The sequence below is a fragment of the Nitrospinota bacterium genome (assembly GCA_027619975.1).
Classification (GTDB): domain Bacteria; phylum Nitrospinota; class Nitrospinia; order Nitrospinales; family VA-1; genus JADFGI01.
Genome location: JAQCGX010000034.1, coordinates 1 through 21,947, shown reverse-complemented (window position 1 = coordinate 21,947; position 21,947 = coordinate 1). Strand labels below are relative to the sequence as shown.

The window sequence follows — 21,947 nt, the reverse complement described above, 5'->3', positions numbered from 1 at the left end:
AAGGTTGCGAGAAGCGTTATACGATGAGAAGTCTGGACAGTTAATTCAGTTGCAATTATATAAGGTCGTTCAGTCCAGCAATACCATGCCGATGTTATTCATGTCCGCACAGGGCTGGTTGGGCGAGACATCTGCCCATCCATTATTAAAAACGGTGCTCTGTACGTCAATGCCACAGCCTTGCAATGTAGGGCGGGCTTTATCGGGATACTTGCAGAAGCTGTCTATGGTGCAGATCTCGCATAAGTCGCAGGCGCGTGAGCACAAACCAAATGCTTTATAAAAACCTTTGGACTTGAAGCTTTCTTCCAAAGTCACCGCGACATCTCTCATGTCCACTTTTGGTATTGCATAGAGCAATAAGGCTCTTTGGTAGTCAACGAGAATTTCACCCAATTCGTCTGAGTTGGGTGAGTGCGGGGGGCAGGTGTGTAGTTTGCCATAATGAGAACAACCATACTGGCATTGAAGTCTGCCCCAGGTACCGATGGCGATGGTCTTTGTCCAAATAACCTTTGCCCGGCTGCATCCGAGAGTTACTGCCTCTTGAATCATTTCTGTATTGCTTTTAACATTCAGTGGTAGTTGCCGAATATTTGATGGTAGTGATTTCATGGTATTATTTTCCAATTCTTAAGTTGTTCCAACGCCCATAGATGATTAAATTTTTCCAGAACTCTGGAGTTTCCGAATTGGTTGCCAGTAAGGATTTGTTCAAATTTAAGCTTGGATTGTAGGGGCCATTATAGATGAGGGAAGGGGGCTTGGGGAGACTTATCAAGGGATAAACGCAACATTGGCATAGGGAACATCGGAAAAATAGAGATGTAACGCGTACTAAAAATATAATATATTGATTAATTTGTAGTTATTTTTACAACATTCTGTCTCATTTTGGGACGATGGGAAAAAATAATTACACTAACCACATGATTGCGATATGAATCTTTCCATAAAAGCGGTGATTTTTGACTGGGCCTGGACTCTGGTGGATCTGGTAGACGAAGATGATAGACGGCCATTTCTGAAAATGTTCGGATTTTTGCAGGGCAGGAAAGTCAGTTTGCCTGATTTTAATGATTGCTACCAAACCTACCGGGATCTTTTTTATAAAATGATCGAGGAATCACGCAAGACGCATCGAGAAGCCTGTTTTGAGCCGGTGTTAAAATATCTTTTGTTGAAATATTCTATCGACATCGCAGGGAAAGCAACGGTTGATGAGATATTGAAAATTTATTATCAGGAAGTTTTTTCCGTTCGTAAAGTGTTTCCTGATGTACTTACAACGTTACAGGGCTTGCAGTCGGCAGGCATGCGATTGGGAATCATCTCCAATACAACAAATCCTCCCTTCATGAAAGATTACGAACGGGTGCAAATGGGATTGGATCCATTTTTCGAATTTTCCATTTATTCGTCGGATGTTCCTTACCGCAAGCCGCACCCGTCCATATTCGAACTGGCGATCAGTTATTTAAAACTGGAACCTAAAGAAATCCTTTTTGTGGGAGACAGTCCCGCGCATGATATTGCCGGAGCCCAGAATGTTGGCATGCAGGCGGCATGGATCAATCGGAATGGGAAAGAGCTTCCCGCAGGAATCCACCCTGAATATGAGGTTCGCACCCTGACAGATCTATTGGAGATCGGATCTGTTAAAGTAACTTCTATAGATTGATAAATTTTGTTGCAACACAAAAACCCATCGAACGTGACCATTGGGTCCAGCCTTAGGCTGGTTGAATTTTTCGAGAAGTTTTAAAAGCTTAAAGGGCATCTATGCACCGATTTTTTACTCAGCCGGAAAATATTTCAGGAGATAAGGTGGTTCTACGCGGGACCGATGTGAGTCATATTCGCACGGTTCTTCGGTTGACCCAGGGGGACCGGATTCAGGTTCTGGATGGGCTTGGGAACCGGTATTTTGTGCAATTGACGGATGTGAAGGCGCAAGAAGTTCATGGCAGGGTGGAGTCGAAGGAAAAATATCAGACCGAGTCTCCTTTAGCCATTCAAATGGGGATGGCGCTTCTTAAAGGTAATAAATTCGACCCGGTTCTCCGTAAAGCCGTGGAACTGGGAGTTCATATCGTTGCTCCTTTGAGAACGGACCGCTGTATTGTCAAAGTGGATCGGACAGACGCTAAAAAAAAAGTAGCGCGTTGGCAACGGATCGCTGAGGAGGCGGCCAAACAGTCGGGCCGCAGTCACCTGCCCGCTGTTTCCCCGGATATTCTGACCGTTGAAGGTTTCTGCCGGGAAAACCAGAATGCTGAAATCAAACTGATCTTCTGGGAAGAGGAAGAAGCGCACCGCCTGGCGGATGTTTCGCCGCAAACCTCTCCACGTTCGCTCGCGTTTCTGACCGGGCCTGAAGGCGGTTTTACCGAATCGGAAATTCAAACCGCCCACCAGTACGGATTTCGACCCATCACGTTGGGGCCCCGTGTTTTGCGTGCGGAAACCGCTCCGATCGTGGTCCTGTCTCTTTTGCAAAGCCGCTGGGGGGATTTATGAATTTCATTCGTACGGCGGGGTTAAAATGGGGTTTTTTCTTTTACCCATAAATGTTAGATTTGGCATAACTATATTTAATTGATTGGAAGATGCATTCATGGCTTATCAATGCAAACTTGATATTTTCGAAGGGCCGTTGGATCTGCTCCTGCATCTGCTCAAAGAGCAGAAAATGGATATTAATGATATCCCCATTAAAGAAATAACGCGGCAGTATATGGATACCATTGACCTGATGCAGGATCTGGACCTTGAAATCGCCGGTGAGTATCTGGTCATGGCAGCGGAGCTGACACGCATCAAATCCAAATGTCTGTTGCCGGTTCAGGAGCAGGGACTGGAGGAGGGAGAAGAAGGGCAGGACCCGAGAGCGGACTTGATGCGCCGCCTGCTGGAATATCAGCGATATAAAGATGCGGCGTTTGAGTTGCGAGCGCGGGAATATGATCGCCAGCAGATATTTGTGCGCAGAGGGGATATCTCCATTGATGAAGGGAACGGGGAGGAAATTCTTGTGGAAGCCTCAGCCTTTGATCTTTTAAATGCCTTTCAAAAAATTTTAAAGAGCAAAGAGTTCAAAAAAGATTACGAAGTCAAGATTTCCACTTTCTCGGTTGCGGACCGGTTGATCTATATTCTGGAGATATTGAACGCGGCGGAAACCGTTACCTTCGATTCGCTGTTCACGGTTCTAAATACCCGGCAGGAAGTGATCGTGACTTTTTTGGCCCTTTTGGAACTGATGCGGTTAAAACTTCTCCGTATTCAGCAAGTCAATCAATTCGACCCTATTCGCATCTACCGATCCTCTGACCGTGAAGCTCAAGATGAAGCTCTTCAACACTACCTTACCTCAAGCGATGAGACATCTTCGTTGCCAGAATAAAATAGATTTTCCTGCCTCTGATAAACTTTAAAGACAGGGCATTGAACCTATGGGAATCGGTGACGGAACCAAACCCCCTGACACCGATAAGGACCGTCAGATAATAAATTACTTTTATAAATGATTGGCTGAATGTCCAGGATGAAAAAATTGAATCAAAAACCCGCCTCCCTCTTTTCGAATATTTTAGTATTCCTTGCCAGCTTGGTTATTCTTATATTCGTAATGGAATTGATTTTCCCCCATGTATTGCACAAGCTTCCCTTATCTATTTATGTAGGATTGGATGACGGCTATAAAGTTTTGGGACAATCCACGAAAAAATCCGTGATCCCCGAGAATTATATCGCCATTGTAGGAGACTCCCATGCGCTGGGGCAGGGGGACTGGTATCTGCAGGCCGTTCGCAAGCATAAGCTCAGCCAGGGGGATTATCACTCGGCCCATGTTCTCTATAACCGTACCGGGAGGGATATCATTTCTTATGGAGCCCTGGGTTCCGGCAGTTTACGTGGTCTGGTGTCTCAGCCTATAGCTCACTTTAGGCATATCAATTCTCTGCGCGCTTTCGAATTAAAAGACCCTGAAATGATTCTGGTGTATTTTTTTGAGGGCAATGATTTGAACGACAACATGATTGATCTTCAAGGCAAATATAAAGACATCATTGACCCGGATAAGTTTTATGACCCTGAATATTTTAAAACCTTCATTCAAAAATCGGTTTTGGAGGTGGACCCCTTATATAATGCTGAAGGTCCGTTGAAAAATTTTCTATTCACCCGGTTTCTCATAGAAAGCGTTGGTGATAATGTCGTCAATGAAGTCAAAAGAGGTTTTAAAAAGCTCAAGCGGGCTATCAACAAAAAGGTCGATGAGATAAAGGAGGATGATTCGCAGAAGCCGGAGCCGGTGCACTACGACACCGCCTTAATCGATGGCAAGGAGTTTCCCATTCCAATTAATACCCAGCACCCTGCCATGACATTGACCGCCGAGCAAACAAAACAAGCCATTTATATATTTGAGCAGTCGTTATTGTTTTTAGCGGATTATTTTAAAAACTCGTCTATTGCCGTTGTTTACATTCCCGCTCCTTTATCCTCCTATCAATGGGTATCCCCTACAGTTACCATTCCGACGGGAAAAGGCATTGTCACCGTTGAGTCTGGTTCCATCCATGCAAGAAGCCAGGAAATCTGCCTTAAAGTTCAAGATGTTTCCAGAAAGCAGAACTTTAAGTTTGCGGACACAAGAAATTTTTTTAGAAAAGCCGCAGCCAAAGAACCCATTCATGGGCCCAGGGACTGGTTGCACCCAAACGAATCGGGGTACCGCGCCCTGGCTGAAGGGGTTATTTCGGCTTTTTTTGATGGCGAAAAACCTTCGGAGTTCATGCAATGCGAGGGTTAATATTAAAGTTCTAAGTAAGTGATATGAGTCACTTTTATCCATGAGTTTAAAGTTAATTTTACTTACTTAATTGCATGGAAATACATGTGTCGGTTGGATTCTCTTGATTTTCTATAAATGGAGAGATGACCTCTAGGTTCATTTTTAATTGAGGAATCGAAGGGCGTCAGGACTTGGTTAGATATTTACTTTGGATTGTATTTCTTTTCCAACAGGAAAGCTCTTTGTAAGTTGAAAACTCAGGTTTCTTAACTCAAAGCGAAATTTCATATTCATAGCTGACTTTCGGAAAGCATTCCAGTTGAGAAAACGGACTGCAATTGAATACCTTAACATCGGTATTCGACAAAGTCTGCGCTCCAAACTCCAGCATCTTTTTCATTCTTGGAAACTCTGTGGTTTCATGATTTTTCGAATGATAATCGTGTCCGAAAAAATGCGTGTTTGGCCCCTCATTTTTCAAGTCCAATCCTAAATAAAAGATTTCTTTGAACCCCATATAAACTGCGATCTGTAAGGCTACGTATGCGATCGTGTAGCCTGAGTAGATGCCTTTTTCCAGGTCCCAGCTGAAATCCTCGGCTCCCAAAAGTTTAATGGGTGTTCCCCACGGGCGTCCCTTCTTTGGTAAAGGGTTTCATTACGTACTCATTGGCCCCCGCTTCCAAAGCTTTGATCACTTGAGACATTTCTGTTTCCGTCGTCACCATCATGAGACGAACATCCTTGTAGGTATCGTCCTTTCTCAGTGCGCATACGAATTCATAGCCGTTCATCTCAGGCATATTCCAATCCACCAGAGCGAAGTCAATTTTGTCATGAGACTTCATTTGGTTCAGGGCATCTACGCCATTCTCAGCACTCACCACCTCAAATCCAAGTTCTTTGAGAATGTTTCCAAGAATGAGACGAATGGCCCTTGAATCATCAATAACCATTGCAAGCACGATAAAACCTCCTTAATTTTTTATTTTGTAACGTGAAAAAAAAAGAACAACTATTTTTGGAAATAATGTGTTGATGTAAATCTTTTATTCTGTTGGAATCGGAAATCTTTATAGCCGCTTGATTCCAATTAGATTATATATTTCAATGATATTGTTAGCATAAGGTAGTTGTAATTAATATTCAATGTAAAAAGTAAGGATTTTTGATTTTTTTTCGGAATGGGGATAAATAGGGTAAAACGGAGGGTAAAGCGGGTAGAAAAAAACCCGTTTCAGGATCGAAACGGGTTTTTAAAATGTGTGATAAAACGGGTTTTGGTACTGGTCGGAATGATTATCTATAAACCCGTGCCACCTTTATTTTTTTAGGGAATAAATTTTGGTCGCTCAGTTCACTCAGAGTTTTCGTCCAAACCTTGTTCCAAGTCGCCCATAAATAAACTGACATTTCCTTTAGTCAACTCTGCAGTTTTGGCCTTGCGAGCCCGGATTTCTTCTAATTCTTCTTTTCCTTCAGGCGTCAAGCCCCATGGCGTAACCACGCCTGATTTTTTTGCGTCTTTAATTGCCTGCGTGATTTTTACTATTTTTGAACCGTCCAAATCCCGAATCGACAACAGAGCATCTTCGTGGCCATCATAGGCGCAAAAAGCCATAGTGTAGCAATTGGTATTAGCCCGAATCATTTTCAGGGTAATATTGGCAAAATGGCAATGAACGCCAATAAGAATACAGCCTTCGATTTTGTTATGCTGAACGGTCAGATTGGGGTGGCAAGGATTGATAACCGCTTCAGGATCAATTTTTGGGTAGATCGGCCGGTAATCAGGCATCGGGATGACATTCATTCCCGGAACCTCTCTGACCAGATCCATGATCAACTCGGATTTATGGATCGCTTCATCGTTCCACGCCCACAAGATCATGGGGCCTGGGAAAAGAGTGGGATTTTTCCGTGTTAAAATCTGGATTGCGGCGATTTCAATTGCTTTGTCCTCCAGGACGTGTTCCCCTTCAACCAGTTGGTAGCCGGAATCCATTTCAGGTTGAAAGATACCTTCTGATGCCGCGGAAGGGGGTAATAATCCAATCGGTCCTAGTTTTAATTTACCCATCCTTAGAAAACCTCCATTAATACAACTTTTATTTAGAGATAAGATTTGACGTCCAAACCCTTAAGGAAAGGACAATTATTTAATTGTATCAAACTTTTTGTTTCGGTCTTTTAAATACTACTCTGCATAAGAGTAATTTCTAAAAAATCCATGCTTTGACTAGGATACTTTATTATCAATTGTGAACCCTGTCAATAAATATGTTCTTTTAACCAGGTAAGGGGCTTCTATGGTAAAAAAGCCTATATTTATCAGTCCTTTTTCAGAGGAAAACCGTGGTGTTCCCCCCATGCAAACGGATCCTCATACCAGGAGCGCAAAATAGAAGTTTGTGGTTCGGTGAATTCTCCGGTTTTCGCTCCATAATTGATCAGGTTTTCAAATGTCAGTAGAGAGTGTAACTGGCAGCTGGATTTTTTAAACTGGTCTGCAGTCTCCTGGAATCCATAATTGAAAATGCAAAAACAATGTTCCACTTTTCCTCCCAATTGGCGAATGGCCTCAACGGCATTGAGAACGCTACCGCCTGTGGATACAAGGTCTTCGATGACAATCACATGCTGTCCTTTTTTGAAGGTTCCTTCGACTTGATTTTGCATTCCGTGTTTTTTGGCCGTGGGTCGAACGTATATTAAAGGTGCATGAATCAAGTTGGCCAGGGTTGTCGCGGGGGGGATGCCTGCCGTGGCGGTTCCGGCAACCACATCGACCGCAATGTTTCTTTCAATAAGCAGGCTTTGAATTCCTTTGGCGATCAGAAGGCGGTGGTCTGCATTTCCCAGGAACAGGCGGTTATCATTGTAAACGGGCATTCGATACCCTGACGCCCAAGTAAAAGGTTGCTCGGTGTTGATTCGTATAGCTCCTATTTTAAGGGCAATAGCGGCTAACTGTTCAGATGTCGTCATTGATTCGGTCATGAGTTTTGATTAAAATTGCCGATGAATGTGGTTTATGAAATTATCACCGATTCCTTCTGTTCCAATCCCACGCAGGGTGAGCGTGAATAAGAACTTGTTTTCTCTTTTATTGACTGATCCGGCGATAATATCTCTACTAATAAAGTCGACACCAAAACCCCAGCATTTGCAGGGGTTATCGTACAGAATGCTCACATCATTTTCACGAAATGTTTCTGTCAATTCGTCATACCTTGTGGTGGCCTGTAACAGCCAACCCTTTTTTGGGGCCCAATACAGGGAACCCAGAAGAAAAGTTGATTGATCGCGAATAAACCTTCTTTCAACGAATAAAGATACCTGATCCAGAGGCTTGATTCCAAACTCAAAATTGGAAGTTTGGATTTGACCTTTGGAAATATCATAGGTTGCGGCCGTATTAAACATGAAAGCATCAGAAAGCCGGCTGTCGAGGTCAAATCTGATATCGGAAAAAGGTTTAGTATTAACTCCCGGAGTGGTCGATCGAGTTTCTTTTTTTAAGTCATAACTCTGGCTGACATCAAATCGCAATATTTCATGTGACTGGGAATCTTCATTATTACTGCCCGATTTTTTTAAAAGCCTTTGGGTCAGGGAATAGGTAAATTTACTGGTAGATTCAACTGAGTCAATGGCATCTATCACTCTGATTTTATTTCGATCTTTCTCATCCAGATTGGGTATGAAATCGTAGGAAATCCTGGGCTCTATGAGGTGCTTAATTTTGGTTTGATTATCTCCCTTAGAGATAAAGATTTTGTTAATTTTTGGTCCCGCAAGAGCAGCGTTGATATCAAATAATTCACGGGTAAAGGAATCTGCCCTCTGGTTGTTGAGGCCATTGGGTTGCAAACCCTGACTGTACACGGTTTCCCGCAAGCCAACGGTTGGAGTGAATGCCAACCACGGTGCGATTGGGATCGGGAGGGATAATTGAGGATGAAAATCAAACCGATGCACTTGAAAATTGTCATCCACAACGGGACTTGAATTCAAATCTAAAAGAAAAGAGGTAAAACTCGTCTCCTGGTTGAACAAAAACGGGCTTTTGCCGAGCGGCTGACGTTGATGCTGGTAGGTGATCTCTGGCAACTGACCGAAGGTGTCATCGTTGCTGTCTTGTTTACTTTCACGAAAGCGTGTGAGGATATTCAGCGTGCTTTTAAACCAGTTTTTATTATAGGAAGCAAAGGAATCTGTACTGCGCCGGGTCCTCAGGCTGGTGTTATTTGCGAATGTTTTATTGAAACTGTTATCACTTTCCAGGTCGAGATTGGCTTTAAAACGAGAATTTTTTGGCAGGACCTGATCATGATTCCAGTCAACTTTGTAGAATGTTCCCCCGGTCGTATCATCATTCAAAAATGTTCCATTGAATTTTCCTTCGGTATTTTTGCTGGGGGTGTATCGATATTCCAGACTGGGCTGGATGCCTCGTTTTTGAAGGTACCGGACCCCAATGGTGGCATCCGAGTACTCATTGATGGCCCAATAATAGATCTGGTTAAAGGTGAAACCATCGGTGTTGCTGGTCCCAAACTTGGGCATCAAAAAACCGCTTTTGCGCTCCCGGTTGATGGAAAGATATCCTATGGGAAGATAAAGTATGGGGACATTCCTTACTTTAAAAACCCCTCGGGTGAATAAGGCCCGATCTTCCTGAATGATATCCATATCCTTCGATTGAAACGACCAGTCTGGAATGATCCCCTGGCAAGTGGTTAGATAAGAGTCCTTTAACTTGTAATGAACGGGCGAGAATCTTTTGATCTCTTTGCCTGTAAAATAATAAGTGACAGGAATTCCTGTTTCATCCACCGATTTGATTTTCCCAATGACCCCGTAGGCTTTTCCTCTTTGGCTGTTCATATTGAACAGGCTGCGCTCTGATTTGATGACGGTGCCATCGGTGGAAGTTAACACCACGTTCCCTTTGGCTTCTCCAACTCCGGTTTTATTATTTATTTTTACGGTATCTGCACGAAGAACGCGATCTTCAAACCGGATCACGACATTGCCCCAGGCCCTGACCGAATCTTCTTTGCCCTCCTGGACCATATGATCGGCACTGATCTTAACCTCATCTCCTCCTTTGGGGGCGAAATCAGAATCGGACTTGGTCTGGGCAAAACCCTCGTTGGCAGGTATCACCGCCATCCAAAATAACAGGACTATTCTAAACAATAGTATCATTTGTCAGGAATTGTTTGGCTTCAGAAACGGTGAAGATGGAGCCGGTAATGCAAATGAGGTCATTATGGCCTGCGTATTTTTTTGCTGTCTGCAAAGCGTAGGGAATATCATTAATAATTTCAATTTGTTTTTGATTGCCTTGTATGCAATTTATTAATTGTTTTGGGTCCATGGATCGCTTCTGGTTGGGTTTTACCAGAATAATGTGATCCGCAATTTTTGAAAAAATCTCCAACATTTCATCGACAGGTTTGTCTTCCATCATTCCCACGACCAAAATGCAGCGTTGAAACTGGAAAAAATCACGCAATGTTTGCGTCAATTTTATGACCCCGTCAGGATTATGTGCGCAATCCATTACAATCGTGGGATGCCGGGAAATGACTTCCATGCGTCCTTCCCACCGAGTAGACTCCAGGCCTTTTCGAAGGGTGGTAGCATTCATGGGGATTCCCTGTGAGCGGAGTTCGAGGCATGCGGCCAGTGCCAGGCCTGCGTTTGTCGCCTGATGGCTGCCCAGGAGAGGAACCACAACATCCTCTAAATGAATATCTCCCAAGGCAAAATCGATGGTTTGGCTTCCTGGAAAAATCGTTTTCAGTTCAACTTTAAAATCGTTTCCTAACCGCTTGATAGAGGCGGATCTTTCCAGAGCGACATTTTTTACGACATCAAATGCCGCTTCATCTTCTATATGAGCAATTACCGTACCGAAATCATTGATTATGCAGGCCTTTTCGTAGGCAATCTGTTTCAGGGTGGTTCCCAGATACTGGGTGTGGTCCAATCCGATGGAGGTGATAATGGAAACTTTCGCATGGCAAACATTGGTTGCGTCCAACCGGCCCCCCAAACCCACTTCAATGACGTTCCATTCGGTTTTTGCCTCAAAAAAATACACAAATGCCATTACGGTAGCGAATTCAAAAAAAGTGATGGGGAGTTTCAGGTCCTCAACCGCTTGCCTGACTCGAAAAATCAGCTCTGTAAGTTCGGTTTCTGAGATTGGGATGCGGTCGATCTGGATTCTTTCCTGAAAGTGAAGGAGGTGAGGTGAGGTGTACAGACCTACTTTAAATCCCGAGGATCTTAAAATAGATTCCACGAAAGCGGAGGTGGAACCTTTGCCATTGGTCCCGGCAATATGAACCGTCGGGACTTTTAAGTGCGGGTTGCCAAAGTGGTCAAGCAACCGGCGGGTGTTCTCCAGACCCAGTTTGATGGCTCCAGGGTTGAGGCCGTACAGATAATCCAGGGCTTTCGGGAGCGGGGCGGATGATGACATTTTACAATGCAAACCAGATGGGTGGAGAAGTGGTTGGACTCGTTGGAACTAATTTGGCAATTGGTAAAAACTAAGGTGTAAAATGACAATTGGGTTCCCTTGACACGAATAAAATCTGGCACTGCGAATTCATGTCAGGTCTCTAAAATATACCGTGTTTTTTCCGGTGGGCAGAATATATTTTCAGGCGTTCACTTTAATGAATCAAGATCAAAACCCATCCATTCCCTTGTTGTCATTTTCTCTTCCATTAACTCTAAGACCTTGGGAGGAAAATTTCCGTGCGGAAAAGGCTTTCCCGATGCTCCGGGTTGAGGGTCATCAGTTGGTTGAGGGGTACTATGGCGTGAAGATAGAAGATGAAAGCATGGCTCCCGTATTGCGTCCGGGAATGGTCGCGGTTTTTTCTCAAAGCGATAGCCGCGAGTCAGCCCTTAGAGATATTTTCTCTATTGGGCGTAAAGGCGAGCTTCCCGTGGTGCGGAAGGTGGTTAAGAATGAAATTCGTCCCGATGGAAAAGCTGATTCTGGAAAGGGGAGGGTGAGAAAAAGTTTCATGACGCCCACCCCTCTCCACATTCCAAAGAGCCGGATTTCTCCGATCGCGGAATCCACTCACCAAATGATTTATTTTAAAAAGCTTGCTGAAGCGGAAGCTTTGACCCTTGTTCCTGTTGGGGATTTACTCTGGATGCATCCGCTGGTGTTGATATTGCCGGGTGAAAATATTTTATAAAAGGAAAAACCATGACTCTAATTAATGAAATCGTACCGGGAATATTTACCTGGTCAGAGTTTTCAGACGAAAAACAACTAAACTTTAATGGCTACTATATTGCCCGCAATGGGGAGTCTGTCCTCATTGACCCACCTGCGTTTGATGATTCGGGGATGGAGGAACTGCAAGCCCTTTTGGCAAAGCATAGCGATTGTCCTCTGAAGGCAATTTTACTGACCAATGTGCATCATGACCGGACGAGCCGTGAGCTCAAGGAAAAATTTTTGGTTCCTGTTCATATCCATGAAAAGGATGCGAGGCTTCTTGAGTTTCCGCCGGACAAGACCTTTGTGGATGGCGAAGTCGGGTTCTGTGGATTGCAGGTAATTCACCTGAACGATCAGAAATCTCCCGGCGAATCCGCCTTCCTGCTTCCCGACAGCGCAGTTTTAATAGTAGGGGATGCGTTGATCGGAAAAGTTCCTGGAAAAGTCGATTTACTGCCTCCGGAAAAATATAAGAATATTCAGCTGGCAAAAGAGGGGCTTCGGGTTCTACTGGATCGGGATTTTGAGACGCTTCTGGTGGGCGATGGGGATTGCATTCTCAAAAACGCCAAAAAAGTGGTTGAGGATTTTCTGCAAGGATGAAATTTGCGGGTCTTTCAGAGGCAGATGAATTTTATGCCTCGGTGATTTTCGATAAATCCCTCCAACTGGAAATGCCTGCTGGGACCCAATCCAGCTTTTTAAAAGATTCATCATTTACGGGACAAAACCGGACCAGCTTGATGTACTCAACGGTCTCGATAATCTTTTGAAGTTCTTCACCGGACGTTTCATGAATGTTTTTGAAATTATCATCGGTCCGACTCCATTCCCATGGGGTCGTGGCGGCGGACAGATAAACATTTCCAAAATGAGAATTATTTTTTTCTTTGAGCAGGTTGTCCGTATATCGGGGTAAATCTATTCCCTTTAGAATAAGCGAGAAACCAAGGTAGTGCCCCCACCAGAACATGGTCCGGAAAGTAAACATTTCTGTTTTGGTGAACATCTGGGGAATATCCAGGGACAGGTAGGGGAAGCCTTTGTGGTTTTCTCCACGGGTCAACTGGATTTTTTCCAGTTTGGTTTCCGGGGGGAAAGGTATTTTACTCTGGGCAAGTTCTAGAATCATCGCATCTCCGAGAGCATTCAAATACTGCTCCGCTTTTTTCATGATTCCCGGTTTACGCAGAAAAACTTCCACATGATTGATCAATTTTATTTCATGGGAAGACCAGTGAGAACTTTTTTCAATTTCATTTTCCATATAAGAGCCTGTGCTTAACATTGAGTGAGTTTTGAGGAAACGGTAATGAATGGGGGAAACCAAATTACCACGTCAGGACGGGGAAGAAAAACTTTATTTGAGGCGGCGGTTTTTTTTCTATTTTCCAGCTCTTCCTTTTGCCGGTTCAGAGTGTAGCGGTTAATGTGGTTTTCAAATTCAGGGTCCAGGTTACTAAATTGACCCCGGCATAAGTTTGATTCTGTGATTTCCAGAATTTGAACTTTTCCAAAAATTTTAAGGGTATTATCGGGAAGGTAAAGGTGAAATGAATAAAATCTTCCAGGTCTAAAATCGCTGTTTTTGCAACAGAATCCCCCTGAGCTGATATCAATAACAGATACATGCTTATTATCCAGGGTCAGGTCAACGGGCTCGCCTGATGACGGGACAACTCGATAGTATTGGCGTATCTCCTCGGGACTTTTAAAGAGTACTTTGGGAGTATCGCTCTTATTGTGTGATTTTTTCCAAAACAAATTCCACTCTCCTGTTCAAGGCCCTGCCTTCTGCCGTGTCATTGGGATGCAAGGGAAACGTGTCTGCATAGCCGGTTGCTGTCAATCGAATGGGGTCCAACCCCTTGTCCACAAAAAATCTAAGCACCGCTGTTGCCCGTGTTGCTGAAAGTTCCCAGTTTGTTGGGAACTTCTCCGTTGTAACAGAATCATCATCCGTATGACCCTGAATATGAATTTTATAATTGGGGTATTTTTTAAAAATTGCCGCTGTTTCTGTAAGTATGGGCCAGCCTTGTTTCTCTAAAACTGCAGAAGCTGGCTGGAAAAGAGTCTTGCCTGGTATCCGTATAATTATTTTTGATTTATTTTCTGTAATACCAAGATTGTTTTCATCTGTCGCGAAATCTTTCATATCATTTAGAATATTATTTGACTTGAATCCGGAAAAATTCTGTAAGGCGGTTGTTATTTTCGTACTCTCAATCAATTCAATCAGACCCAGGTTTTTATCAGATTCTTCCAGAATCGCATCCTTGAATTTGCCAAGGTTCTGAGCCGCTATGGAATAATAGAGGATGAAAAATGTCAGGAGCAGGGTGGCCATGTCCGAGTAGGTAATAATCCACGCAGGCCCTTCGCCCTCATCCATTGATTCTCCGGAAAAATGTTTTTTTCGGTCTTTTTGTCTGCGGAGAACTTTGGTTTTCCCCCTCCATTCTTCTTCAACTTTATTAATTTTATCGGCTAGTTTTTTATTGAAAAGTTTTTTATTGTTCTCAAGTTCAAGTTCCAGGTTTCCTTTTTCAGCTTTGTAAAATGCAAGTTGATCTTCCAATTCCTGGTTAACTTCAGGTCTATTATTTATCCTGTCGGATTGGAGTTCCTGATACTCCGCTAAAATCTCCTTTTTCTCTTCAAGAAGTTTTTTATATTTTTTCTGGAAGTGCTGGTATTCCACCTCCATTTCCGCGAGTTGTTTTTTTAATAGGGCGGTTTTTTCAGAATTTCCCTGGAGTCTTTGTATTTCCTCTAATAACCGATCTATTTCTTTGGCTGAATTTTCTCGTTTTTCTTTCTCAGCCCTTAATTTATCGGTGAGAATGGAATTTTTCTGCCTCAGCGCTAAAATACCTTTAGAAAGTTTGATCTCTTTGAGTGAGTTTGGCGTTGAGTCTACAATTGATTTTGACTGCGACCCCTCGATAGGGACAGAAGAAGCATTCCGAATCGATTTGTCCTTTTCAGCAATTTCCTGTTTTAAATTGGATATTTTCTTTCTGCTGACTTCAATGACTTGTTGGACCTTGTTCTCATGTTGGGTCCTCTCGATATCTCTCTTTTTCAACTCCAGGGATTTGACCCTGAGTTGTTCTTTTAACATTCCTATTTGATTAGAAGTTGTCATTGTAAGAGAAACTTTGTTCGTTATTTAACTTTTTGAATGTTCAACGCGAATTTTTTATTCAACATCTTCTGGTGCATTGGTCGACGAAGCGACTCTGGAATATACGATGATAGCTTTTCATAAACCAGCAAGGGGTTATTGTCCTGCAAAATAGAAATGGCTCCTTCAAAAATAATTTCCAGATTAATCACCTCCACCATTGTCCTTGCCCGCAGTTTTCCCGCAATCGGATTGAAAATCATAGTCGAAAGAACCATCCCGTAAAAAGTGGTCAACAGAGCGACTGCCATTGAAGGACCGACACTGTCTGGATCGGATAATTGGGTCAGCATTTGGATCAAACCGATCAAGGTTCCCAGCATGCCGAACGCGGGGGAATAGGTGGCCATTTTTTTGAAAACATCCTGAATAATAAAATGCCGTTGTTTCATGGATTCGATTTCAATATTCAATGTATCCCGCATCATTTCTTCCTTGGTGCCATCGGCGATGAGATTGCATACCTTTTTCAAAAAATCGGATTGAACATCCAAACGGCTCAAAGAAACAATGCCCGATCGGCGAGTGAGACTACATAAATCGACCATGGTGGACACCATGTCGTTGGGGTCATGGTTTTTTTCCGAAAATACGAAAAGTGCCGCTTTATAGGCCGAAAAAACGTCTTTCATTTGGAATGTGATCAGGGTGGCGGCAACGGTTCCGCCAAATACGATCATGATTCCTGGTCCATTGATAAAAATATCAAAACCGCTGCCCATATAAATGGCAGTGATAATTAGTGAAACACCTGAAATGATTCCTATAAAGGAGGCAATATCCAAAGAGCACCTGTCATTCGTATAGTTACATTTATGGTTTATTTAAATTTAACATATTGAGAGATAAATCGCAATAAAATCAATATTTTATAAGGGAATGCTTGAGAATAAAGCAAATCTTGGACCAAATTTTAGAGGATTTTGGAGCGAATGAAATTTGGCCAATACCCTCGGTAAATCAAAGGAATTGAATCTTAAATTTTGATGAGTTTAAGTACACTGAGGAGGGAGATCTTACTAAGTGGGCAATTTTGTCCATAACAGGTTCCCATTTTGGGCAGGTTTCAGGGCAGATTTTTATCGTAGAGGTGACAGTGGACCTGGTGATCGTTTCCAATTTGGAGGTGTTTTGGCTCTTCCGTACGGCAACGGTCCATCACTTCGGGACAGCGGGGATGAAAGTGACAGCCGGAAGGGGGATTGAGAGGCGAGGGAACATCGCCGCCCAACACGGTCCGATGGCTTCGGTCCCTGGGGTTCAATGACGGTTTCGCAGATAGTAAAGCCCGAGTGTATGGGTGGGCAGGTTCCTTGTTTAGTACCGAAGTCGGAGCAACTTCCACCAATCGGCCGAGATACATCACCGCCGTACGGTGGGAGAGGTGTTTGACCACGTTTAAGTCGTGGGATATAAAAAGCATGGAAATGCCGGTTTCTTCCTGAAGATCCTGTAACAGGTTGATGATCTGTGCCTGTATGGAAACATCAAGCGCTGAAACGGGTTCATCGCACACGATATAGTCAGGATTCAGGGCAATGGCGCGTGCGATGCCGATTCTCTGTCTTTGTCCTCCTGAGAATTCGTGCGGGTAGCGTTTCATGTATCGGGGAGACAGGCCCACCTGCTCCATCACGGCTTTGATCTGGTCATTCTGATTTTTCTTAGTGGCCGTCCCGTGAATCAGCATGGCCTCGCCGATGATTCGTTCAACGGTGAATCTTGGATTGAGGGAACTGTAGGGGTCCTGAAAAATTATCTGCATTCGTGGCCGCAGTTGAGCCATTTGTTTCTTGTTCAATTGAAAAATATCGGTTCCTTCGAACAACACTTGACCCGCTGTCTTTTCAATAAGGCGGATGGACATCCGACCCACGGTGGTTTTACCACATCCTGATTCTCCGACCAACCCTAGCGTCTCTTTGTGTCCGATGTGCAGGGAAACATTTTCAACCGCTTTGACATGACCCACCACGCGCGAGAGCAACCCTCCATAGACGGGGAAATATTTTTTCAGGGATTTGATTTCGATCAAAGGTTTCATGACGATTCCTCTGGAGGACTCCCATAGAGCCAACAAGCGGCTTTGTGGTTTTTGGAGTCTGAAACTGCAAATTCAGGAGGCAATAGTTTTTTGCAATGCGGCATGACCTGCGGACACCGGGGGTGAAAAGCACAGCCTTCAGGAATATAAGCCGGGTGGGGCACCGTCCCTGGTATGGCTTCCAGCCGGTGTCCGGGTTCGCCCTTAGGCAGAGAGTTCAACAGCCCCTGGGTGTAAGGATGGGCGGGCGATTCGAATATCTCTTCAACGGATGCCTTTTCTACGACTTTACCCGCATACATGACGGCAACGTGGTCGGCGTACTGCGCGACGATACCAAGATTATGAGTGATCAATAGAATGGCCATGTCCGTTTTCTGGCGCAGGTCTTCGAGCAGTTCGAGAATCTGTGCCTGCACGGTTGCGTCGAGGGCTGTGGTGGGTTCGTCCGCGATCAACAGCTTGGGTTTGCAGGCGATGGCCATGGCGATCATGACTCGCTGCTTCATTCCTCCCGAAAGCTCGTGAGGGTATTGGTCAATGCGTTGTTCGGGGGAGGGGAGACCAACTTTTTTTAATGTTTCCAAAGTGAGCGCCCGCGCTTCTTCGGAGTTCTTATTTTGATGAAGCGTGATGGGTTCCGCCACCTGGTCGCCGATGGTGAAGATCGGGTTGAGCGAAGTCATCGGTTCCTGAAAGATCATGCTGATGTCGTTGCCGCGAATTTTCTCCATCGCCTCTTCGGGCAATTTCAGCAGGTCAGAATCTTCAAATAGAATTTTGCCGGATTCGTATTTTCCCGGCGGGGTGGCAATGAGTTGCAATGCACTGAGAGCGGTCACCGACTTTCCGCATCCCGATTCACCGACCAGGGCCAGGGTTTTCCCCCGATCCACTTCCAGGGTGACATTGCGCACAGCCTCAACCACACCCTCTTCGGTATGGAATTGAACAGTCAGGTTTTCAATGCGAAGTAAGGGATTCAGCGGAGACTCTCTCAAGGAAGAGTTTTTATTGAAACGGGTTGTAGCGGGTGAATGACAGGCTCATGATCCTCATTGCTCAATGCTTGTGATCTTCAGGCTCTTCAATGATGTCTTCATAACGGTAGCCATCGTCCTCGTCGATATCGTAGCGGTTGAGACGGGAGTTTACTTTTTCCGACCAGGCGTCGATGCCGCCTTCCAGGCATTTTACATTGGTGAATCCTTTTTGGCGCAGCCATTTCAAAAAACTGGGGCTGCGGTCCTGCTTCCAGTCAATCAGCACAATTTCCTTATCTTTACCGAAGGAATTGATGAGAGTCTCAGCGTTTTCGCTGGTGATAAAATGCGATCCCTCGATTTTGGAAATATCGCGTTCCCAGCTTTCGCGTATGTCCAAAAGAGCCAGTTGGGTGGACCCATTTTGGATTTTTAAATCCAGTTCTTCAGGGGGGATGACCGCAATATTTTTTTCAAAATATTCCCGATTGAGAAAATTGAGAACCTCAGTGACCGATTTGTTTTGGTCGCTGCATGCGGAAGCGATGGTTTCTTTATCATTGTAACCGCTTACCGGAAGGCCAATATGAAACTGTTTGAATAGATGCGTGTGCGCTTCGGGCCACAGTTGGTTCATTTCCTTCATGGGAGTGTCCGCATTAAATGGACCCTCGATTTTTTCCACCTCAATTTCGGAAACGATCAAAATGTGATAACCATATTGAGAATGCACCGGGCCAATAATCTTCCCCTTGTCCTCTTCAGAGATACCTTCACCCATGATGGCTTGTAACGCATCTTCAGGCATCCACCCTAAATCTCCACCATTTTGTTTGGAAGGGCAGGTGCTGTATTTCTCGACCACCTCGGTAAAAGGAGTTCCAGCATCCAATGCCTTTTTAGCGGCAACCACATCTTCCATCGCGTGGGAAAAAATTTGACTTGCACGGACCTTAACCATTAAAGCGACCTCCGCTGATTATGAAATTCTCAAAATATCATAGTCTTACCCATCCTATAAGTCAAAGCCGGGGTGGATAAATTACGATATTTGCATTGGGGATAACGAACAAGAACAATAAGTGTGTTGAAAAATAACGCCAATTCAATGGAGCAAGTGGCATTTGACGCAAATTAAAGGAAGTGCTATAAGATGGTGATCTCCATCATTGATGGATCAATTGCCCCTGTAGCTCAGCAGGATAGAGCAACGGATTCCTAATCCGTAGGTCGTACGTTCGAATCGTATCAGGGGCACTCTTATTTTTCAATAGGTTATTGTTAAAAATAGGTTTTAATAAAAGTGAAATTTTTTATTTTTACCACAAAATTACCAGGTTATTTATAACTCCACTCTCTTTATTCTGTTGTCAGGATAATTATGTTGCCGCCATTATTGCCATCCAAGGAATTTGTGAAAAAATGTTCCAAATGGAAGTTAAATTATAAATATATTTATAATTATCTCCTTAACTTTAATTTGACACAATCCAGCCACCGTCAATTCCATTGCAGAATATCAGTTCATCCAAGTGAAGGAGTTCCCCATGCTCAGAAATCTATTGGTTCTCACGCTAGGATTACTGTTTGTATTTATTTCCGACCCAGCTTTAGCTAAAGATAAAACAGCAAAACACCTCAAGGACCTTTCCTGCGCCGTAAACGAAATCGCAAGATTTAACGGTATAGAGTGGCAATGTTCCCTCGATGAGAATTCTGATACGCTTGGTAGCTTGTCCTGTAATACAAACAAAATAGCTGAGTATAACGGAAGCCAATGGGTTTGTTCGGATAAACCTGATTCTGGGCTGCAAGGGCCGAAAGGTGCTGATGGTCTCCTCGTTGGCCCAGACCCGCATGGTTCGAGTCTGGCGGACCCAACCATCTATACGATTGAAGTTACGGCGCAGTCCGAAACAGCCGGTGCGAGTCCAATCGCCACAGCCCAGTGCGATGACGTGAACGATGTCCTCATGGCAAGTGGATGTCTCATTGGCTGTGCAGGAGGAGGGGGGTGCGAGCGCACTGGTGAGCTACCTTTCATGAGTTCTGATTTCCAAGATGGGATCGATGCACCATTAACCTTAACACAAATGCGCTATCACAAATTACTGCTCGTGCGATATGTCTCCGCGTGCCCAATCCGGCCCCCTGAGCAGTTGTCTATTTATGGATGATGGGTGGGGTGTTATCCCATCAACTTTTTAAAACGGTTTCCCTGATAATACGAATTGGATGACCTTTTAAAATCAGTTCCTCGCCTTTTCGATGTTTTGAATTTTTTTCATGGCCAGCAAGGCGTTTGACATCTTGGTCGCCCATAATTACTGCTGGGGAGTCAATAGGAAAGGGAACGGGTTTAGATATGTTAAAACGGCATCCAACTATTTTGAAAAATGTTTCATCATAACTAGGCCATTCATTTCGGTCCAAGACGAGGAAGTCATTAGGTCAAAATTCTTCCAAATAAAATCTCGCAAAGAATATGTAGAATTAATTAATGAGCTGAAGCTAATAGGAAAAACCAACAATATTGAATTGCCGGAGTTTCGTATGCTTTAAAGTGCCATTTAATAGTGTCAATACAATTATATATACATTATTTAATGTATTAATGATCAATAGTAATATGTAATTAAATCAATAAATTACACCGTTATATGGTATTTATTGGTGTTCTTTATAGTGCGTTTTTCCCGTGAAAGCTTATATTTTTAACGAGATTTCCCCTTTTAACCGTAGCGCACACACACTTTCCTATTTTTATTTTAGAGCCGGAAATTGACAATAATTCTTTAGGCCGGTCAATTCGATTGCAGAAAATCTCCTCACTCATTATATCCGGGCTGAATTCATGAAGGATAAACTATGGTCAATATTGAGTGTACTTTGGGTGATCGCCTGACCATAGAACCACATGTTCGTGGGTCGAATCTATTAACTCATGGAATATAAAGGGTATTGATTTGACAGCTGGGGATATTACCTAACGGTTCACATATTGCCAGTCGATTTGCTGTCCTTCTGTGGGGTGGTGGCTCTGTTTCCTAGAAGGTGGAGTGGTGGCATTCGTTTTATATCGTGGCCTGATTACCTTTGATTATTCTCCCTGGCGACAAGGCGTAGATGAAATAAGAAAAATCTCAAAGTGGAGGACCGGGGGCCGGGAAACGTGGCCCACCCTCATATCTCATTCATTTTACACGTAGAATTAAATCGATTAACAGATTTACATGCCTATAAATCTAGTTAGGTGGAGGGGTTAAGATTTTAATAAGGTCAGGAATAATATTTATCAATTGAACCAACATAAAAATACAACCTGAGAACGGCGGAGCAATAATGTACCAGTGAGTCGTTGATATATTTCATTTGTGGCGGAGTAAAAGTGTACCACTCACGTTAAGCTTTCTTCCCTGAAAGGAACTAATAATCAGGAGGAAGTCGGAACAAGGATTTGCTAAAGCACAATTCAAATTGGGAACGATGTATGTCAAAGGACAAGGAGTTACACAAGATGATGTATCAGCACATATGTGGTTTAATATTGCAGGTTCTAATGGACATAAGAATGCTGTAAAAAATAGAGGTATAGCGGAAAAGATAATGACTCAACAACAAATAGAGAAAGCGCAAGAAATGGCAAGAAATTGGAAACCGAAAAC

The 21,947-nt window shown here is 43.7% G+C and carries 22 protein-coding genes and 1 tRNA gene; 9 read left to right on the top strand and 14 right to left on the bottom strand.

Annotated features, from left to right (window positions below; genetic code table 11):
• Positions 1 to 69: 69 nt before the first annotated feature.
• Positions 70 to 555, bottom strand: a complete 486-nt coding sequence (locus O3C58_11705) for a DUF2284 domain-containing protein (protein ID MDA0692518.1) — start codon at positions 553 to 555, stop codon at positions 70 to 72.
• A gap of 385 nt (positions 556 to 940) precedes the next feature.
• Here O3C58_11705 and O3C58_11700 point away from each other — a divergent pair, with 385 nt between their 5' ends.
• The 4 genes from O3C58_11700 (at position 941) to O3C58_11685 (ending at position 4,819) form a co-directional block, all read left to right on the top strand.
• Positions 941 to 1,681 carry an HAD family hydrolase gene (locus O3C58_11700; GenBank protein MDA0692517.1) on the top strand — a complete coding sequence of 247 codons (741 nt, stop codon included), beginning with the start codon at positions 941 to 943 and terminating at the stop codon, positions 1,679 to 1,681.
• Between the two features lie 101 nt (positions 1,682 to 1,782).
• Positions 1,783 to 2,520: a 16S rRNA (uracil(1498)-N(3))-methyltransferase gene (locus tag O3C58_11695; protein ID MDA0692516.1), complete on the top strand. Its 738-nt coding sequence runs from the start codon at positions 1,783 to 1,785 to the stop codon at positions 2,518 to 2,520.
• 97 nt (positions 2,521 to 2,617) lie between these two features.
• Positions 2,618 to 3,406 (top strand): segregation/condensation protein A, encoded by a 789-nt coding sequence (locus tag O3C58_11690; GenBank protein ID MDA0692515.1) that lies wholly within the window; start codon positions 2,618 to 2,620, stop codon positions 3,404 to 3,406.
• 141 nt (positions 3,407 to 3,547) lie between these two features.
• Positions 3,548 to 4,819 carry an SGNH/GDSL hydrolase family protein gene (locus O3C58_11685; protein ID MDA0692514.1) on the top strand — a complete coding sequence of 424 codons (1,272 nt, stop codon included), beginning with the start codon at positions 3,548 to 3,550 and terminating at the stop codon, positions 4,817 to 4,819.
• A gap of 253 nt (positions 4,820 to 5,072) precedes the next feature.
• Here the strand turns inward: O3C58_11685 and O3C58_11680 are convergent, their stop codons facing one another.
• The 6 genes from O3C58_11680 to O3C58_11655 all read right to left on the bottom strand — a co-directional run bounded on the left by O3C58_11680 (position 5,073) and on the right by O3C58_11655 (position 11,300).
• Complete coding sequence (locus O3C58_11680; protein ID MDA0692513.1) at positions 5,073 to 5,408, bottom strand: hypothetical protein; 336 nt, start codon at positions 5,406 to 5,408, stop codon at positions 5,073 to 5,075.
• 4 nt (positions 5,409 to 5,412) lie between these two features.
• Positions 5,413 to 5,766, bottom strand: coding sequence for a response regulator (locus tag O3C58_11675; GenBank protein MDA0692512.1), 354 nt, complete (start codon positions 5,764 to 5,766; stop codon positions 5,413 to 5,415).
• A 392-nt stretch (positions 5,767 to 6,158) separates the two neighbouring features.
• Complete coding sequence (locus tag O3C58_11670) at positions 6,159 to 6,881, bottom strand: 2-oxoglutarate:ferredoxin oxidoreductase (GenBank protein MDA0692511.1); 723 nt, start codon at positions 6,879 to 6,881, stop codon at positions 6,159 to 6,161.
• A 251-nt stretch (positions 6,882 to 7,132) separates the two neighbouring features.
• Positions 7,133 to 7,789, bottom strand: coding sequence for an orotate phosphoribosyltransferase (pyrE, locus tag O3C58_11665; protein MDA0692510.1), 657 nt, complete (start codon positions 7,787 to 7,789; stop codon positions 7,133 to 7,135).
• A gap of 21 nt (positions 7,790 to 7,810) precedes the next feature.
• Positions 7,811 to 9,979: an LPS assembly protein LptD gene (gene lptD / locus O3C58_11660; protein MDA0692509.1), complete on the bottom strand. Its 2,169-nt coding sequence runs from the start codon at positions 9,977 to 9,979 to the stop codon at positions 7,811 to 7,813.
• Between the two features lie 19 nt (positions 9,980 to 9,998).
• Positions 9,999 to 11,300: a bifunctional folylpolyglutamate synthase/dihydrofolate synthase gene (locus O3C58_11655; GenBank protein MDA0692508.1), complete on the bottom strand. Its 1,302-nt coding sequence runs from the start codon at positions 11,298 to 11,300 to the stop codon at positions 9,999 to 10,001.
• Between the two features lie 199 nt (positions 11,301 to 11,499).
• Between O3C58_11655 and O3C58_11650 the strand changes: the two genes are divergently transcribed.
• Together O3C58_11650 and O3C58_11645 are read left to right on the top strand one after the other, a co-directional pair.
• On the top strand, positions 11,500 to 12,036 hold the full coding sequence (locus O3C58_11650; GenBank protein ID MDA0692507.1) for a hypothetical protein: 537 nt from the start codon (positions 11,500 to 11,502) through the stop codon (positions 12,034 to 12,036).
• Between the two features lie 11 nt (positions 12,037 to 12,047).
• A complete protein-coding gene (locus O3C58_11645; protein ID MDA0692506.1) occupies positions 12,048 to 12,668 on the top strand; it encodes an MBL fold metallo-hydrolase in 621 nt (206 codons plus the stop codon).
• Positions 12,669 to 12,699: 31 nt separating this feature from the next.
• Here O3C58_11645 and O3C58_11640 read toward each other — a convergent pair whose 3' ends face one another.
• From O3C58_11640 to O3C58_11615, 6 genes are all read right to left on the bottom strand, one after another.
• On the bottom strand, positions 12,700 to 13,332 hold the full coding sequence (locus O3C58_11640; GenBank protein MDA0692505.1) for a hypothetical protein: 633 nt from the start codon (positions 13,330 to 13,332) through the stop codon (positions 12,700 to 12,702).
• 471 nt (positions 13,333 to 13,803) lie between these two features.
• Positions 13,804 to 15,216: an OmpA family protein gene (locus O3C58_11635; protein ID MDA0692504.1), complete on the bottom strand. Its 1,413-nt coding sequence runs from the start codon at positions 15,214 to 15,216 to the stop codon at positions 13,804 to 13,806.
• A gap of 20 nt (positions 15,217 to 15,236) precedes the next feature.
• Positions 15,237 to 16,040, bottom strand: coding sequence for a MotA/TolQ/ExbB proton channel family protein (locus O3C58_11630; protein ID MDA0692503.1), 804 nt, complete (start codon positions 16,038 to 16,040; stop codon positions 15,237 to 15,239).
• Positions 16,041 to 16,321: 281 nt separating this feature from the next.
• The gene (locus O3C58_11625; GenBank protein ID MDA0692502.1) at positions 16,322 to 17,299 is read right to left on the bottom strand and encodes an ATP-binding cassette domain-containing protein; all 978 of its coding nucleotides are present in this window, start codon (positions 17,297 to 17,299) and stop codon (positions 16,322 to 16,324) included.
• The gene (locus O3C58_11620; GenBank protein ID MDA0692501.1) at positions 17,296 to 18,228 is read right to left on the bottom strand and encodes an ABC transporter ATP-binding protein; all 933 of its coding nucleotides are present in this window, start codon (positions 18,226 to 18,228) and stop codon (positions 17,296 to 17,298) included. The genes O3C58_11625 and O3C58_11620 overlap by 4 nt, the downstream gene beginning before the upstream one ends.
• Before the next feature lie 133 nt (positions 18,229 to 18,361).
• Positions 18,362 to 19,243, bottom strand: coding sequence for a peptidylprolyl isomerase (locus O3C58_11615; protein ID MDA0692500.1), 882 nt, complete (start codon positions 19,241 to 19,243; stop codon positions 18,362 to 18,364).
• A 222-nt stretch (positions 19,244 to 19,465) separates the two neighbouring features.
• Between O3C58_11615 and O3C58_11610 the strand changes: the two genes are divergently transcribed.
• Together O3C58_11610 and O3C58_11605 are read left to right on the top strand one after the other, a co-directional pair.
• A tRNA-Arg gene (locus tag O3C58_11610) sits at positions 19,466 to 19,539 on the top strand.
• Positions 19,540 to 19,829: 290 nt separating this feature from the next.
• The gene (locus O3C58_11605) at positions 19,830 to 20,459 is read left to right on the top strand and encodes a hypothetical protein (GenBank protein MDA0692499.1); all 630 of its coding nucleotides are present in this window, start codon (positions 19,830 to 19,832) and stop codon (positions 20,457 to 20,459) included.
• Between the two features lie 19 nt (positions 20,460 to 20,478).
• Here O3C58_11605 and O3C58_11600 read toward each other — a convergent pair whose 3' ends face one another.
• Positions 20,479 to 20,715 (bottom strand): hypothetical protein, encoded by a 237-nt coding sequence (locus O3C58_11600; GenBank protein ID MDA0692498.1) that lies wholly within the window; start codon positions 20,713 to 20,715, stop codon positions 20,479 to 20,481.
• A gap of 999 nt (positions 20,716 to 21,714) precedes the next feature.
• Here O3C58_11600 and O3C58_11595 point away from each other — a divergent pair.
• Positions 21,715 to 21,947, top strand: a 233-nt coding sequence (locus O3C58_11595) for a sel1 repeat family protein (GenBank protein MDA0692497.1), incomplete at its 3' end; no start/stop codon positions are given.